Consider the following 15,179-nt stretch of genomic DNA (forward strand, 5'->3'; position numbering starts at 1 on the left):
GTCAAGAAAATTTGAAAAATATGGTACAATAGACCTATGAAAGTATTAATTCCATCCGCCAAAGAACTGAACGAACAGGCTCGTATCGTCGAGCCCCAACCCTTGTCAGAGAACACAAAAACTATCCTCCAAGCTTTGAAGGCATTCTCCCTAGAAGAATTAGCGACCTTTTACGGGATCTCAGAAGAAAGAGCCCTAGTAGAAAAGGAAAGAATTGAAGCTCTGTTAGCTGGGAGTGCTAAAACCTATCCTGCTTTGGAACTGTTTGATGGCCTTATGTACCGTAGTATCGAGCGTCAAGACTTATCCGAAAAAGAGCAGGCTTATCTGCAGGAGCATTTGTTGATCACGACTGCTTTATACGGTGTACTACCTGCCTATGAAGGGATAGCTCCCCATCGCTTGGATTTTATGATGAAGCTAAAACCAGCTGGAAAATCTCTAAAGGCACTTTGGAAAGAGGACTATGATCAGGCAGTAGAAGGTGAGGAGCAGATCTTATCCCTTTTGTCTTCTGAGTTTGAACAGGTCTTTTCAAAAGCCATTCGTGAGCGAATGATTCGGATCAAATTCATGGAGAATCGTGGTGGGACACTAAAGATTCATTCAACGATTTCAAAGAAAGCACGTGGGGCTATGGTGACAGCCATGATGAAGGAAGAAATCACCCATCTAGAAGATCTGAAATCACTAGAAGTAGCAGGTTTCTCTTATCGTGAGGATTTATCGCAAGAGAAAGAATGGATCTTTGTGAAAGAATAAATAAAAATATTCCTGAGAAGCGTCAGGAATATTTTTTTGATCTGTTAGATAAAGAGAATACACGATGAAAACTCCAAAATAGAGGATTTTGGAGTCAGAATCGTCTTGAGCAGTAGGCTTAGGCGATATGTTTGAATTTCTTCAAGAGTTCTGTCAACTCAGCTTGCTCGCCGCTATTAAAGACTTGCATCAAGCGTTGAATATTTTTGATATGATCTGGAAGAGCTTCTTCGATCTTTTTACGACCGGCATCTGTAATAGATACAAGATAAGCACGGCGGTCTTCTGGATCGGTTTCGCGTGTAATCCAACCATCGCGGACCATATTGCGAATAACCACAGTCATATTTCCAGAGGTCGCAAGAATGCTATCAATTAGATCTTGAATGCGAAGATCGCCTTTGCTGTACAAGGTCTCAAGTACAGAGAATTGAGTTGGTGTCAACTGGTGCTTTTTAAAGATATGAGCCTCAGACGCACGGATCAATCGTTCTGCCTTGTGGAAGACGATCATGGTTTTTAAATCTACGTTTGCTTCTTTGAATAATCTCTTTAAATTTTCCATATCTATATTTTATCAATAAATAGTATTTCTGTCGTTTAATTTTATTTTCAAATTAGTTACAAAATTGTGACAAATTTATTAAACTATGAACAAATGATAGCAAAGGTGTTAATTTTAGTTTGTTTATCAAACAATTTTATACTAAAACATTGTAACAGGTATGAAATATTAGTAACAATTCTTTCTTGAAAATCTATAGAATTCTAGGTGGCTTTGGTGTATAATGGGGGAGTGAAACAGAAAAATAATCTTTTTATAGTATGGCAACATATAATAGGAATCTGTATCTTAGTGTTGACGGTCCTTTTTTCTTGGCTATTTCTTGCTGAAAAAACTTCTGATCGCTTGGAGGATCAAATGGCACAAGCAAGAAAAATAGCCCTGTCTCATTCTTCGATTGCGACCATTGAGACGGAGAGTTTCTTTCATGGCAAAGAAGCCTATCTTTCCTTTATTGGCAAGGACCAAGAGGGGCAAGAACTAGCGGTTTTGGTGGCGCAGGCGGATGATGCAGTCTATACCTACCCTTTGAAAGAAGGAGTTGGTTCCAAAGAGGCAGCTTCCGTCGTCAAAGAGAAGAGTCAGGACGCGATTGATCGGGTAACTTTTGGACGCTTTAAAGGCAAACCGATCTGGGAAGTCAAGGCCGGGAGCTCCTATTATGTGGTGGATTTCAAGACTGGAAAAGTCACCGGTGTTTTTTAAGATTTGAGGAGGAAATATGAAATTATCAAATCGTGTATTGGAAATGGAAGAAAGTGTGACCTTGGCTGCAAATGCGCGTGCCAAAGCTTTGGCAGCAGAAGGTCGTGATATCTTAAGTTTGACCCTGGGTCAACCTGACTTTGCGACTCCAAAAAATATTCAAGAAGCAGCAGTCGCATCGATCGAGGATGGTCGCGCTAGCTTTTATACGGTAGCATCTGGACTTCCAGAATTGAAGGATGCCATTAGCGACTACATGAAGGAGTTTTATGGCTATGCTGTGAACCGCAATGAAGTAGTGGTTGGTACTGGAGCCAAGTTTATTCTTTATGCTTTCTTTACATCTGTTATCAATCCAGGTGATGAAGTCATCATTCCAACACCTTGCTGGGTTTCTTATGTAGACCAGGTCAAGATGGTAGAAGGAACACCTGTTACTTTCCAAACAACAGAAGAAAATCACTTCAAGGCAACGGTAGAGCAATTGGAAGCAGCACGGACAGACAAGACCAAGGTGGTCTTGCTGAATTCGCCATCCAATCCAACAGGAATGATCTACAGTAAAGAAGAACTCCAAGCAATCGGAAATTGGGCTGTCGAACATGACATCTTGATTTTGGCAGACGATATCTATGGGCGATTGGTCTATAATGGCAATACCTTTACGCCTATTTCTAGCTTATCAGAAGCGATTCGCAAGCAAACGATCGTGATTAACGGAGTTTCTAAAACCTATGCTATGACTGGTTGGCGGGTTGGTTTTGCAGTGGGTGATCCAGAGATTATTGGAGCCATGGCCAAGGTGATCAGCCAAACAACTTCCAACTTAACAACCGTTTCCCAATATGCCGCAATCGAAGCCCTCACAGGAGACCAATCTTCTATTGAGATCATGCGCCAAGCTTTTGAGGAGCGTTTGAATACTATTTATCCTTTGTTGAATGAAGTGCCTGGTTTTGAAGCCATCAAACCTCAAGGAGCCTTCTATCTCTTCCCAAATGTCAAGAAGGCCATGGAGATGAAGGGGTACACGGATGTGACGGAATTTACCACAGCAATTTTAGAAGAAGCAGAGGTTGCTTTAGTAACGGGAGCTGGCTTTGGTGCTCCTGAAAATGTTCGCTTGTCTTATGCGACAGATTTGGATACCCTGAAAGAAGCTGTTCGCCGACTCAAGGCCTTTATGGAAAAATAAAATTACAAGATCCTTAGTAATGAGCTGAGGATCTTTTTCTTTTAAAAAAAATCTTGTTTTCACAGGTAGAATCTAGCACTGAAAGCCTTTTTATGATACAATTAAGAAGATAATGTCTTCGGACAAGTTTAACGAGAAAAGGAAGATGAATGATGACAAAACGGATTACTATCATCGAAGTAAAAGACTATGTTGGTCAAGAAGTGACCATCGGTGCTTGGGTGGCCAACAAATCAGGTAAAGGAAAAATTGCTTTCTTGCAATTGCGTGACGGGACTGCCTTTTTCCAAGGTGTGGCTTTTAAACCAAACTTTATCGAAAAATTCGGCGAAGAAGTGGGGCTTGAAAAATTTGATACCATCAAACGCTTGAGCCAAGAAACATCAGTGTTTGTAACTGGTATTGTCAAAGAAGACGAGCGTTCTAAATTTGGTTACGAATTGGATATTACAGACATCGAAGTGATCGGTGAATCTCAAGATTACCCAATCACTCCTAAAGAACACGGGACAGACTTCTTGATGGACAACCGTCACTTGTGGTTGCGTTCACGCAAACAAGTTGCCGTTATGCAAATCCGTAATGCTATCATCTATGCAACTTATGAGTTCTTTGATAAGAATGGCTTCATGAAGTTTGATAGCCCCATTCTTTCAGGAAATGCGGCGGAAGATTCAACTGAATTGTTTGAAACAGACTATTTCGGAACACCAGCCTACTTGAGCCAATCAGGTCAGCTTTATCTGGAAGCTGGTGCTATGGCTCTTGGTCGCGTCTTTGACTTTGGTCCAGTATTCCGTGCTGAAAAATCTAAGACTCGTCGTCACTTGACTGAGTTCTGGATGATGGACGCTGAGTACTCTTACTTGACACACGATGAGTCACTTGACTTGCAAGAAGCTTATGTCAAAGCTTTGCTTCAAGGTGTTTTGGACCGTGCTCCTCAAGCTTTGGAAACCTTGGAACGTGATACAGAGCTCTTGAAACGCTACATTGCTGAACCATTCAAACGGATCACCTATGATGAAGCCATTGATCTCTTGCAAGAGCATGAAAATGATGAAGATGCGGATTATGAGCATTTGGAACATGGTGATGACTTCGGCTCACCACATGAAACTTGGATTTCAAACCACTTTGGTGTGCCAACATTTGTCATGAACTACCCAGCAGCTATCAAGGCCTTCTACATGAAACCAGTTCCTGGAAATCCAGAGCGCGTGCTTTGTGCAGACTTGCTTGCTCCAGAAGGCTATGGAGAAATCATCGGTGGCTCTATGCGTGAGGAAGACTACGATGCCCTTGTTGCAAAAATGGATGAACTTGGCATGGATCGTACAGAGTATGAATTCTACCTTGACCTTCGTAAATACGGTACAGTTCCACACGGTGGATTTGGTATTGGGATTGAGCGTATGGTAACCTTCGCAGCTGGTACAAAACACATCCGTGAAGCTATTCCATTCCCACGTATGTTGCACCGTATTAAACCTTAATAGACGTAAAAACGCCATTAGGCGTTTTTCACTTTTATCTGCTTCAAAAAACTATGAAAGGAATTTCAATGCTGAAAATAGACATCATTGATGGGAAAGAATACGAAGAAGGCCAAGGATCTTTGATTGCGGATCTGGACCATTCCATTCAACAGATGCTCAAGACATCCTATCCGGAAAGTCAAATGGATGATTTTATCACGTATAAAAATTTGAGCCAATATTGTATGGATTATCTAGGTCAGATTATTGAGCGTGCCAATGATAAAAACGAAGCCATTAAACAGCAGGTGACAGGTGTCATGCCCGAAAGCGAGCGCCCCTTTAACGTTGAAGACCGCTTGACAGCCAGCTATACCTTCGGTCAGCGGGTGGCGGATTCTGTTGCGCGCTTCGGTGGTTCTTGGACCTTTATTATTAGCTTCATCATGATGATGGCTATCTGGATGTTGATCAATGTCTTGCATCCCTTTGGCTGGAATTTTGACCCTTATCCTTTCATCTTGCTCAATCTAGCACTTTCTACGATTGCGGCGATTCAAGCTCCTTTGATCATGATGAGCCAAAACAGGGCGGCAGATTACGATCGCTTGCAAGCACGAAATGACTTTAACGTCAATATGGAATCTGAACGGGAAATTCGCTTGTTGCATACGAAGATTGACCATATGGTGCAACAAGACCAGACGGATTTACTGGAAATTCAAAAGTTGCAAACCGAATTGTTGGTGTCCTTGTCTAATCAAGTGGCCCAGCTGCGTCAAGAAATGGATCAAGAAAAAATGAAGGAGGTGGAGAAGATGTAGGCAAATCTAAGTAAGTCTTTTAGAAACACTTATATAATCTATTGAAAGAGGAAAAACAATGTTTAAAAGAACTTACAAACGCAATATTTCACTCCTAGCAGGTCTGGAATTTACATCTTATTTTGGAATCACCAGTTTTTGGATTCTCTTTTTTATTCAAAATGGTCTTTCTTTGCTTCAGATTGGTTTATTAGAGAGTATCTTTCATGGGACGAGTCTCTTGTGTGAGATCCCATCGGGAATGCTAGCCGATCGCTTTAGCTACAAGACCAATCTCTACTTGGCTCGCTTGTCCAGTATTGGATCTTCGATCTTGATTTTATTTGGTCAGGGGAATTTTTGGATCTATGCCATTGCCATGATGGTCAATGCTTGGTCTTATAATTTTGACTCGGGGACCAGTACAGCTTTCTTATTTGATTCAGCAGTAGAAGCGGGCCAAAAGGACCGTTATCTTCAGATTTCTAGCTTTTTGTCTGGGGTGGCCGAAGTCACCCGAACGTTAGGTACAGTGGTGGCAGGCTTCTTGATTCACGGAGCATTGGCTTGGACCTATTATATTGCTATCGGGCTATCCTTGATTTCCATTCTTTTGATCTTTCTAATGAAAGAGCCAGAGAGCAAGAGTGATGAAAGAAGTCACTTGACCTTAAAGCGGATATTGGAGGTAGTGAAACAAGAATGGCAGGAAAAACCAGTCTTGTTTTACTGGATGCTCACCTATCAGTTGGTAGGGACCATCATGTGTATGTTTTATTTTTACTACCAACAGAAAATTAGTGACTTAACTAGTTGGCAAGTTTCGCTTATCATGTTGATTGGTAGTGGATTCAATCTCCTAGCGGTTTATTTGGCCAGTCAAATCGGGAAAAAATGGAATAGTAATCAAGTCTTTCCGATTCTGGTTGCACTGACTGGGTTGGCCTTGTTTTTGGTAGGTTTGAAGACTCCATTCGCCTATTTGAGTGTCTATCTCTTGACCAATGCCCTTTATGCAGTTTATCAACCCATCTACTACAATGATTTACAAGCTTATCTGCCTTCCAGTGTGCGAGCAACCATGCTGAGTATCAATTCGATGATGTTTAGTCTATCTATGATTGTCATCTTCCCTTTGACTGGTTGGTTGATCGATACTTGTGGATTTGTAGCAGTCTTTCTTGTGCTAGGCCTTATAACATTCCTATCTTTCCCTCTCTTACTGATTGGTTTAGGGAGAATGGGCAAGACCTTAAGCGAGGTGACAAAGACTGAATAAAACTTATAGGGTTCTTGAGTCTAACAAGATTTAAATAGCAGAAAAACTGAACAATCCTTCTATGCTATGTAGGAATAGTAAGATTGAAGACAAAGTCATCTTAGAAACTTTCCTTAGGCGAGGACGGACGTCAGCGAACTTCTATGAAGTTCCATGACTAATTATTGAGCCTAAGGTCTCAATAATTCCGAGTGCTAGAAACAATAGTGTTTCTAGCACTTTTCTCACAGCGGAAAGTTTCAGTAGATGATTGAATAGCTCTAACAAATAAAATTATTTTATCTTTATAGAAGTTAATTAATTTGTATAAAAGAGCAGTTTGTCTACGTTCTCATACTCTCTGCTTGGCAGGGAGAGTTTTTTTGTCAGTTATAATTGTGGTAAAATAGGTATATCCTATTTAAAAAGAATCGAGTTGTATGAAATCATTATTAAAGTATTTTAAGGGCTATCTATGGGAAACTTTTCTAGGGCCCGTTTTTAAACTCTTAGAAGCTATTTTTGAATTGTGTGTCCCCTTAATCATCGCCCACTTAGTCGATCAGGTCATTCCAAAAAAGGAAACGAGCGCAGTGGTGATGACGGTCGGTGTTTTGTTTTTATTTGCGAGCTTTGGTGTCGTCGTAGCTATTACGGCCCAGTATTTTTCTTCTAAAGCAGCTGTCGGCTTTACCCGAGAGATGACCAAGGATTTGTATGATAAGATCTTATCACTTCCAAAGGACAAGCGAGATAGGATCGGGACTTCTAGTTTGGTAACCCGTCTCACTTCTGATACCTATCAAATCCAGGTTGGGATCAATCTCTTCTTGCGGCTTTTTTTGAGGGCACCGATTATTGTCTTTGGAGCTATCATCATGGCCTTCACCATCAGTCCTAAATTAACCCTTTGGTTCTTGGGGATGGTAGCGATTTTAACCCTGATTATTGTGATCATGTCACGGCTTGTCAATCCGCTCTTTGCTAAGATTCGGAAAATCACAGACCGGATGGTTACGGTGACGCGTCAGCAATTTCAAGGGATGCGGGTGATTCGAGCCTTTGGACAAGATGCTAGTGAATTAGAGGATTTTAGAGAGGTCAATCAGGGCTACAAGATCTGGCAAATTCGCGCTGGTATCTGGTCTAGTTTGGTGAGCCCCTTGACCTTCCTTGTGGTCAATACGACCTTGGTTTGTGTCATTTGGCAAGGACAATTGAATATCTCTGCTGGTCTTTTAACCCAAGGGATGTTGGTCGCTTTGGTCAATTATTTATTACAAATTTTAACAGAATTGATCAAACTGGCTATGCTGGTCACGTCTTTAAATGTCAGCTATATTTCAGCCAAGCGTGTGCAAGAGATTTTCGATTTGAAGGAAGAAGACCTCTTAGAAGCTTTGTCAGTAGAAACTGCAACAGAGCAAGAAGCAATCAGCGCAGAGAAAGTTTCTTTCACTTATCCAACGGCTTCAAGCCCAGCTCTAGAAAATATTTCCTTTGATCTGGATCATGGACAGATGTTGGGAATTATCGGTGGTACAGGATCTGGGAAGTCTACTCTGGTTCAGTTATTGAGTCATTTGTATGCCGTGAGTCAGGGAAAATTAGCCCTCTATCATCAAGGTCGCTCTCCTCAAACCCTCAAGGAGTGGCGGGAGTGGGTAGCTGTTGTCCCACAGAAGGCAGAGCTCTTTAGAGGGACTATCCGCTCGAATCTCTTACTAGGGATGGAAGAAAATCTATCGGATGAAGATTTGTGGTGGGCCCTAGAAACAGCTCAGGCGGCTGATTTTGTCCGTGAAAAAGAAGGACAACTCGATGAGCCAGTGGAAGCCTTTGGTCGAAATTTCTCAGGTGGCCAACGTCAGCGGTTGACCATTGCGCGTGCCCTTTTGAAGAAGGCTCCTTTCTTGATTCTGGATGATTCAACTTCTGCCTTGGATTATTTGACGGAAGCACGTCTCTTAAAATCGATAAAAGAAGAATTGAGTGATACGAGTTTGATCTTAGTATCTCAACGAACCAATAGTCTCAAGTCTGCTGATCAGATTTTAGTCTTGAACAAGGGACATCAAGTAGGACTGGGAAATCACGATTTCCTTTTGTCTACCAATGAGATTTATCAAGAAATTCATTATTCACAACACGGGAGGGAGGAAGCATGAGTCAAAAACGTTCTAGTTATGTAAAACGTCTGTTTAGAGATTTTGCTCACCATCCCGGGCTCCTGATTCTAGCTAGTCTCGGAACCATCGCTCAAGTGGCCTTAACAGTCTGGTTACCGATCCTGATTGGACATGCGGTTGACTTGGTCATTAATCCTCAAGGGATGAAAGTCTTAAGGCCTGTTTTGATCCAAATGGTTCTGGTCATTGTGGCCAATACCTTGATCCAATGGATCAATCCCTTGTTATACAATCAATTGGTCTATCGTTTTAGCCAAAGCCTAAGAGCAGAAGTGATGGAAAAAGTACACCGCTTGCCCTTGTCTTATCTAGATAAACAAGGGAGCGGGGACTTCGTCAGTCGCCTCACGACCGATGTAGAGCAACTCAATAGTGGTCTTCTGATGGTCTTTAACCAGTTCTTTGTTGGCCTCTTAACCATTCTTGTCACTATCGTGACGATGGCGGAATTGGATTTCTTTATGATGGTGGCGGTTCTGGTCTTGACCCCTTTATCTCTCTTGATTGCTCGTTTTATTGCCAAGCGTTCTTATACGCTTTTCCAAAAGCAGACCAAGGCGCGTGGTCTTCAAACCCAGTTGATCGAAGAGTCTTTGACCCAGGAAAGTTTGATCCAGTCCTTTAATGCTCAGGATCAATTCCGTAAGGCTTTTAAAGGGACGAATGAAAGCTATGCCAATTATTCCCAATCCGCTGTCTTTTATTCCTCAACTGTCAACCCTGCCACTCGCTTTGTGAATGCCTTGATTTATGCAGTAGTGGCTGGATTTGGTGCTGTACGTATTATTTCGGGATCTCACTTTACTGTTGGTCAATTGGTGACCTTCCTCAATTATGTCAACCAATACACCAAGCCCTTTAATGATATCTCCTCTGTATTGTCAGAACTCCAAAGTGCCCTTGCCTGCGCAGAGCGTTTATATAGCGTTTTGGATCAAGCTGAGGTCGAAGAGACAGGGCAACGGGTTCTGGAAAGTCAGAATGTCAAAGGTGCGATTGGTTTTGAACACGTCACATTTGGCTATGATTTGGGGCGGACTTTGATCAAAGATCTAACCATTCAGGTTCCAGCCGGCAGTAAGGTTGCCATTGTAGGACCTACAGGAGCTGGAAAGTCGACCTTGATTAATCTGCTCATGCGTTTCTACCCTGTTAACTCTGGAGAGATCACGATTGATGGGGTGCCAATTACGGACTACACCCGTGCTTCTTACCGCCAACAGTTTGGTATGGTTTTGCAAGAAACCTGGCTCAAGGTCGGGACCATTCATGAAAATATCGCCTTTTCTCGTCCAGATGCAACTAGAGAAGAAGTCATCGAAGCAGCCAAAGCAGCCAATGCAGATTTCTTTATCCGGCAGTTGCCACAAGGGTACGATACCTATCTTTCAGATGCTGGAGAGTCTTTGTCTCAAGGACAACGCCAACTCTTAACGATTGCGCGGGTTTTCCTTTCAGTTCCTAAGATTTTGATCCTGGATGAGGCGACATCCTCCATCGATACTCGGACTGAGGTCTTGATTCAAGATGCCTTTAATCAGCTCATGAAGGGACGGACTAGCTTTATCATTGCTCACCGCTTGTCGACCATTCAAAATGCCGATATAATCCTTGTCATGGTGGATGGCGATATTGTTGAGAATGGCACTCATGAAGAGCTAATGGAAGCGCAAGGTGTTTACTACAAGATGCAGACAGCTCAGCAACAGATTAGTTAGAATGTAGACAAACTATTTTTAAAGTAAATAAGTAAAGTGATTCTGTAAAGAAATAAATATCTACCTAATTTGTATAACGAATTAAGAGAACATTAAAACTTTCCGCCGTGAGAAAAGTGCCTGAAACAATTTAGTTTCAGGCATTCGGGAGTTTTGAAACTTTAGGTTCAAAACTAAGTCATGGAACTTCGTAGAAGTTCGCTGACGTCCGTACTCACCTAAGGAAAGTTTTTAATATGTCTTTATCTTCAATCTAAGCATTTTCAAATCTGAAAATGCTTTTTTAGACTAAAAAAACATCTAGCAAAATTGCTAGATGCTTCAGAAACCACTCGTTATTTTATCATTTTAAACGTTTAGAACCTTATCCAAGAATTCTTTCAAACGTGGGTGTTGTGGGTTGTCGAAGATTTGGTCTGGTTTGCCATCTTCGAGGAATTCACCGTCTGCGGTGAAGATGACGCGGTTGGCTACTTGGCGGGCAAATCCCATCTCGTGGGTAACGATGATCATGGTCATGCCTTGCTCTGCTAACTCTTTCATAACGTTCAATACATCTCCAACCATCTCAGGGTCAAGGGCAGAAGTAGGTTCGTCAAAGAGCATAATATCTGGATTCATGGCAAGTCCACGTGCGATAGCCACACGTTGTTTTTGACCACCGGAAAGGCTGTTTGGATTGGCATCGGCTTTATCTGCGAGTCCAACTTTTTCCAACAATTCCATCCCGACTTTTTGAGCTTCTTCACGGGTCATCAGTTTGTGCTCTACTGGCGCAAACATGATGTTTTCAAGGACGCTCATGTGAGGGAAGAGGTTGAAGTGTTGGAAAACCATCCCAATATTTTCACGGACCAAATCAACATTGGTTTTTGGATCGGTTAGATCATATCCATTAACTGTAATTTGACCTTTTGTAACTTCTTCGAGGAGATTGAGACTACGAAGGAAGGTCGATTTACCAGAACCAGACGGTCCGATAATGCAGACCACATCCCCTTCGTAGAATTTTGCTGAGATTCCTTTTAAGACCTCATTTTCACCATAGTATTTGTGGAGGTCATGGACATCAATTTTTAATTTAGCCATTAGTTAACCTTCTTTTCTAATTTTTTTGCAAATCGTGTTAGCAAGGTGATAATCACGAGGTAGAAGACGGCAAGGATCGCATACATCTTGAAACTTTGGTAGTTTCGAGCGATGATGATCTTACCAGTTTGGAAGAGTTCTACCAATCCGATCGCAGAAACGATAGTCGTATCTTTCAGGGCAATGACGAATTGGTTAACAAAGTTTGGAAGCATGAGTTTGGTTGCTTGTGGCAAGATGATCTTACGCATGGTCTTGCCATAGGAGATTCCCAGGCTTCGGCTGGCTTCCATCTGTCCGATCGGTACAGCTTGGATCCCCCCACGAACAATTTCTGCAATATAGGCAGCAGCATTGAGGGAGAGGGCGATGGTACCTGCAACAAAGTCGTTGATTGGAGATTGATGACCTGTGACCGATTCAATCAAGTTTGGAATTCCCCAGAAGATGAAGGCGGCGAGGATCATGAGTGGGATCCCACGAATAACATCGACAAAGATTTCAGCTGTCCAGCGGAGCCATTTATAAGGGCTAACACTAAACATCCCAAAGATAACACCGATCACCATAGCAATCGCGAAAGAGAGAAGTGCAAGGGCAAGAGTCACACCCAAACCACTTAACAATTGTTTGTAGTTGTTTTGAAGTAAGCCCCAGATCGTTGTTTCATCTGCTGTTGTACTTGAAGTACTTGATTTGCTATCTGACTTAAGATATTTATCGAGAATCTTTTGGTATTGGCCATTTTTCTTTAAGTTTGCAAGACCGTTATTGAACATCTCGATCAATTCAGGATTTTCACCTTTTTTAACGGCAAATGCTAGTTGACCACTTGGAGTTCCTTCGATAGGTGTTTTGAATTTACGTCCTTGTTTAATAGCGTATTTGATGACGGGTTCGTCATCCATAATCGCAGCGACAGAACCTGAGTTCAAGCTGTCGTACATAGAAGCCCCGTCAGAGAAAGTTTTGATCTTGTAGCCATATTTATTTTTATTCTTTTCAAGGAAGGTCTGCGATGCAGTTCCGTTTTTAACACCGACCGTCTTACCTTTTAAGTCATCGTAAGAATCAATCTTACTATCTTCTTGGACTGCAAGAATAGAGTTAGCAGTATAATATGGTTCAGAAAAATCAAATGTTTCTTTCCGAGCATCGGTCACGGTCATCCCTGCGATCATTCCTTGCGCATGACCAGATTGGACATCACTTACCGCAGCGTCAAATCCAGGGTTATCAATTTCAATGGTAAATCCTTGGTCTTTGGCAATGGCCTTGATCAAGTCCATATCGATCCCTGTATACTTATTTTTCCCATTCTGGAAAACGAATGGTGCAAAAGATGAGTCACTTGAAATTACATATTTTGACTTTTTAGGCGTTGCTTTTTGTCCAGCAGGAGTAGTTGTTGTTGGAACAGCACTGTTAGCAGTTGATTGGCTTTCACCGGTCCATTTCTTGATGATCTTATCAAGTGTTCCATCAGCTTTCATTTGAGCGAGAGCCTTGTTAAATTCAGTGATCAACTTTTCATGATTGCCACCTTTTTTAACACCAAAGGCAAAGCCACCGACTGCTTCCCCGTCCATATTGATAGCTAGGTCCTGCCCCTTTTGGATGGCGTATTGAATAACAGGTTGATCATCCATGACTGCATCCACTGCACCAGTTGATAAACTGTTGTACATGAGATCACCCGTATCAAAAGTCTTGATCTTGTAGCCGTATTTGTCCTTGTTTTTGTCGAGGAAGCGTTGGGCTGCAGTACCGTTTTTGACACCGACTGTCTTCCCTTTTAATTGGCTGTACTTCGTGATTTTGTCGGCTTTTGTAGTTGCAATGACAACCTTTGTATCGTAGTAAGTATCAGACATGGTGAAGACTTTTTCACGTTCAGTTGTTTTGGTCATTCCGGCCATAATGGCATCCGCTTGACCAGCTTGGACAGCATTAACTGCAGCATCAAATCCAGGGAAGGATTTATCTAAATCCCAGCCATTGATTTCAGCGACCTTGTCCAAGATTTCTACGTCAATTCCTTTATAGGTTTGATCTGAATCCTTAAATTCAAACGGAGCATAAGCTGTGTCGAAAACGACCTTGATCGTCTCAGCATGAGCATGACCAGCGAATGCTACCAGTGGAAATAAGAAAAGCAAATAGGCTAGTAATTTTTTCTTCATTTCTGTCTCCTTTTTCTTCATTTCTCTTTGGGTGTTTGACCCATGAGTGCATTGACCAAAGGATGGCCTGAAAAAACAAAACATTCATACCAAATAGAGTATGAATGATCTTATGTTTTTCTATAAAAGCTATTATATCAGAAAAGTATCAGTTCAGCAAGAAAAATCAACTTTCGATGTTAGGTTTTCTGACATGAAGTGGTGTTGCAGGTCTGGATTTTCTTTGCTACAATGGACCTATTAGATAAATGGAGGTCGATCATGAAGAAAGGGAAGATTATTCAAGATATAAAAACTAACACCTCATGGCCAGTACTTGTTTCTACACTATTCTATGTGTTTTTAACCTTCTTATTTGTTGAAGGTGGACTTTGGTTTGGGAGTGAGTTTGTAGGACCATTTTCTCTAGCCATAGAGTTTTTAACAGAACTCTTTTCGCCAGGTAATGGAGGAGCGAGTGTCCAAGAATTTTTCTACCATTATTTTCTTTATTATGAGCTCTTCAGTTTTGGATTCATTCTCTTACTCTTTATTTTTTGGGTGAAGTTCATTGAGAAGAATCCCTTATCGACTTTAGGTTTTATAAAAAAGAACTGGCTAAAGTATCTAGGTTGGGGAATCTTGATTTCACTGCTTCAAATGGGTGTGATTGCGCTTGTCTACCAAGTCAGTGGAATCGGGTCTTTTGTGTTAAATGAGCTCAGTTTAGAGCCCTTGCTTTTTATCCTAGGATTATTTCCATTTTGGCTCCTCCAAGGGGGGACGGAAGAAGTAGCGACGCGAGGTTGGCTTCTGACTCGGATTGCTTCAAGAACTAATCTGCCTTTAGCGATCGCGATTTCTAGTAGTCTCTTTGGCATTCTGCATATGGGAAATGCAGGAGTGACCTTCTTATCCGTTCTGAATATCATCCTCGATGGAGTGCTAGCTGGTTTGCTCCTTGTCTACACCGATAGTATCTGGCTAGTGGTCGCCCAACACGGCACCTGGAACTATGTACAAGGCAATCTCCTTGGTTTTCAAGTCAGTGGGACGGGGGCAGATGCCTCTATCTTTACCTTTACCATGGGGTCAGGACCTGACTGGTTGACTGGAGGGGAATTTGGAGCGGAAGGATCGATCATCACAACTCTGGTTCTTCTAGTATCCGTCGTGATTGTTTATCGTTTAGGGGAGAGGAAAGAAAGAGTTTAATGACTAACTTCTGTGTAATGTCTGAAAGTCATATATGAAA

12 protein-coding genes are annotated in these 15,179 nt (G+C 41.8%); 9 read left to right on the plus strand and 3 right to left on the minus strand.

Translation table 11 applies throughout. From position 1 onward, the window contains the following. Window positions 1-36: 36 nt before the first annotated feature. Entirely contained in the window at window positions 37-762 is a 726-nt protein-coding gene (gene yaaA / locus NFR56_RS02230) for a peroxide stress protein YaaA (RefSeq protein ID WP_155169664.1), read from the plus strand. A 118-nt stretch (window positions 763-880) separates the two neighbouring features. Here yaaA and NFR56_RS02235 read toward each other — a convergent pair whose 3' ends face one another. Next, on the minus strand, window positions 881-1,327 hold the full coding sequence (locus NFR56_RS02235; RefSeq protein WP_003001765.1) for a MarR family winged helix-turn-helix transcriptional regulator: 447 nt from the start codon (window positions 1,325-1,327) through the stop codon (window positions 881-883). A 357-nt stretch (window positions 1,328-1,684) separates the two neighbouring features. On the opposite strand from NFR56_RS02235, the gene NFR56_RS02240 reads away from it, so the two are divergent. From NFR56_RS02240 to NFR56_RS02270, 7 genes are all read left to right on the plus strand, one after another. Continuing rightward, window positions 1,685-2,032 (plus strand): cell wall elongation regulator TseB-like domain-containing protein, encoded by a 348-nt coding sequence (locus NFR56_RS02240; RefSeq protein WP_251457402.1) that lies wholly within the window; start codon window positions 1,685-1,687, stop codon window positions 2,030-2,032. Between the two features lie 16 nt (window positions 2,033-2,048). Continuing rightward, the gene (locus NFR56_RS02245; protein ID WP_070588924.1) at window positions 2,049-3,227 is read left to right on the plus strand and encodes a pyridoxal phosphate-dependent aminotransferase; all 1,179 of its coding nucleotides are present in this window, start codon (window positions 2,049-2,051) and stop codon (window positions 3,225-3,227) included. 149 nt (window positions 3,228-3,376) lie between these two features. After that, a complete protein-coding gene (gene asnS / locus NFR56_RS02250; protein ID WP_003007581.1) occupies window positions 3,377-4,723 on the plus strand; it encodes an asparagine--tRNA ligase in 1,347 nt (448 codons plus the stop codon). Between the two features lie 68 nt (window positions 4,724-4,791). Further along, window positions 4,792-5,529, plus strand: a complete 738-nt coding sequence (locus tag NFR56_RS02255; protein ID WP_173018780.1) for a DUF1003 domain-containing protein — start codon at window positions 4,792-4,794, stop codon at window positions 5,527-5,529. Between the two features lie 58 nt (window positions 5,530-5,587). Beyond that, window positions 5,588-6,787 (plus strand): MFS transporter, encoded by a 1,200-nt coding sequence (locus tag NFR56_RS02260; RefSeq protein WP_155124848.1) that lies wholly within the window; start codon window positions 5,588-5,590, stop codon window positions 6,785-6,787. A 419-nt stretch (window positions 6,788-7,206) separates the two neighbouring features. Next, window positions 7,207-8,934, plus strand: coding sequence for an ABC transporter ATP-binding protein (locus NFR56_RS02265; RefSeq protein WP_251457405.1), 1,728 nt, complete (start codon window positions 7,207-7,209; stop codon window positions 8,932-8,934). Beyond that, complete coding sequence (locus NFR56_RS02270; protein ID WP_251457408.1) at window positions 8,931-10,673, plus strand: ABC transporter ATP-binding protein; 1,743 nt, start codon at window positions 8,931-8,933, stop codon at window positions 10,671-10,673. The genes NFR56_RS02265 and NFR56_RS02270 overlap by 4 nt, the downstream gene beginning before the upstream one ends. Window positions 10,674-11,021: 348 nt before the next feature. On the opposite strand, the gene NFR56_RS02275 is transcribed toward NFR56_RS02270, so the two are convergent. Then, entirely contained in the window at window positions 11,022-11,762 is a 741-nt protein-coding gene (locus tag NFR56_RS02275) for an amino acid ABC transporter ATP-binding protein (RefSeq protein ID WP_023918276.1), read from the minus strand. Further along, complete coding sequence (locus NFR56_RS02280; RefSeq protein ID WP_251457411.1) at window positions 11,762-13,945, minus strand: amino acid ABC transporter substrate-binding protein/permease; 2,184 nt, start codon at window positions 13,943-13,945, stop codon at window positions 11,762-11,764. The genes NFR56_RS02275 and NFR56_RS02280 overlap by 1 nt, the downstream gene beginning before the upstream one ends. 261 nt (window positions 13,946-14,206) lie before the next feature. Here NFR56_RS02280 and NFR56_RS02285 point away from each other — a divergent pair, with 261 nt between their 5' ends. Continuing rightward, window positions 14,207-15,139 (plus strand): CPBP family intramembrane glutamic endopeptidase, encoded by a 933-nt coding sequence (locus NFR56_RS02285; RefSeq protein ID WP_251457414.1) that lies wholly within the window; start codon window positions 14,207-14,209, stop codon window positions 15,137-15,139. Window positions 15,140-15,179 lie beyond the last annotated feature (40 nt).

The sequence above is a fragment of the Streptococcus caecimuris genome (genome assembly GCF_943193075.1).
In the GTDB taxonomy this organism is placed as follows: domain Bacteria; phylum Bacillota; class Bacilli; order Lactobacillales; family Streptococcaceae; genus Streptococcus; species Streptococcus caecimuris.

What these genes read in the sequence shown, in the direction of transcription:
- yaaA (WP_155169664.1), top strand. Translation starts at nt 37, where the DNA reads ATGAAAGTATTAATTCCATCCGCCAAAGAACTGAACGAACAGGCTCGT.
- NFR56_RS02235 (WP_003001765.1), bottom strand. Translation starts at nt 1,327, where the DNA reads ATGGAAAATTTAAAGAGATTATTCAAAGAAGCAAACGTAGATTTAAAA.
- NFR56_RS02240 (WP_251457402.1), top strand. Translation starts at nt 1,685, where the DNA reads ATGGCACAAGCAAGAAAAATAGCCCTGTCTCATTCTTCGATTGCGACC.
- NFR56_RS02245 (WP_070588924.1), top strand. Translation starts at nt 2,049, where the DNA reads ATGAAATTATCAAATCGTGTATTGGAAATGGAAGAAAGTGTGACCTTG.
- asnS (WP_003007581.1), top strand. Translation starts at nt 3,377, where the DNA reads ATGATGACAAAACGGATTACTATCATCGAAGTAAAAGACTATGTTGGT.
- NFR56_RS02255 (WP_173018780.1), top strand. Translation starts at nt 4,792, where the DNA reads ATGCTGAAAATAGACATCATTGATGGGAAAGAATACGAAGAAGGCCAA.
- NFR56_RS02260 (WP_155124848.1), top strand. Translation starts at nt 5,588, where the DNA reads ATGTTTAAAAGAACTTACAAACGCAATATTTCACTCCTAGCAGGTCTG.
- NFR56_RS02265 (WP_251457405.1), top strand. Translation starts at nt 7,207, where the DNA reads ATGAAATCATTATTAAAGTATTTTAAGGGCTATCTATGGGAAACTTTT.
- NFR56_RS02270 (WP_251457408.1), top strand. Translation starts at nt 8,931, where the DNA reads ATGAGTCAAAAACGTTCTAGTTATGTAAAACGTCTGTTTAGAGATTTT.
- NFR56_RS02275 (WP_023918276.1), bottom strand. Translation starts at nt 11,762, where the DNA reads ATGGCTAAATTAAAAATTGATGTCCATGACCTCCACAAATACTATGGT.
- NFR56_RS02280 (WP_251457411.1), bottom strand. Translation starts at nt 13,945, where the DNA reads ATGAAGAAAAAATTACTAGCCTATTTGCTTTTCTTATTTCCACTGGTA.
- NFR56_RS02285 (WP_251457414.1), top strand. Translation starts at nt 14,207, where the DNA reads ATGAAGAAAGGGAAGATTATTCAAGATATAAAAACTAACACCTCATGG.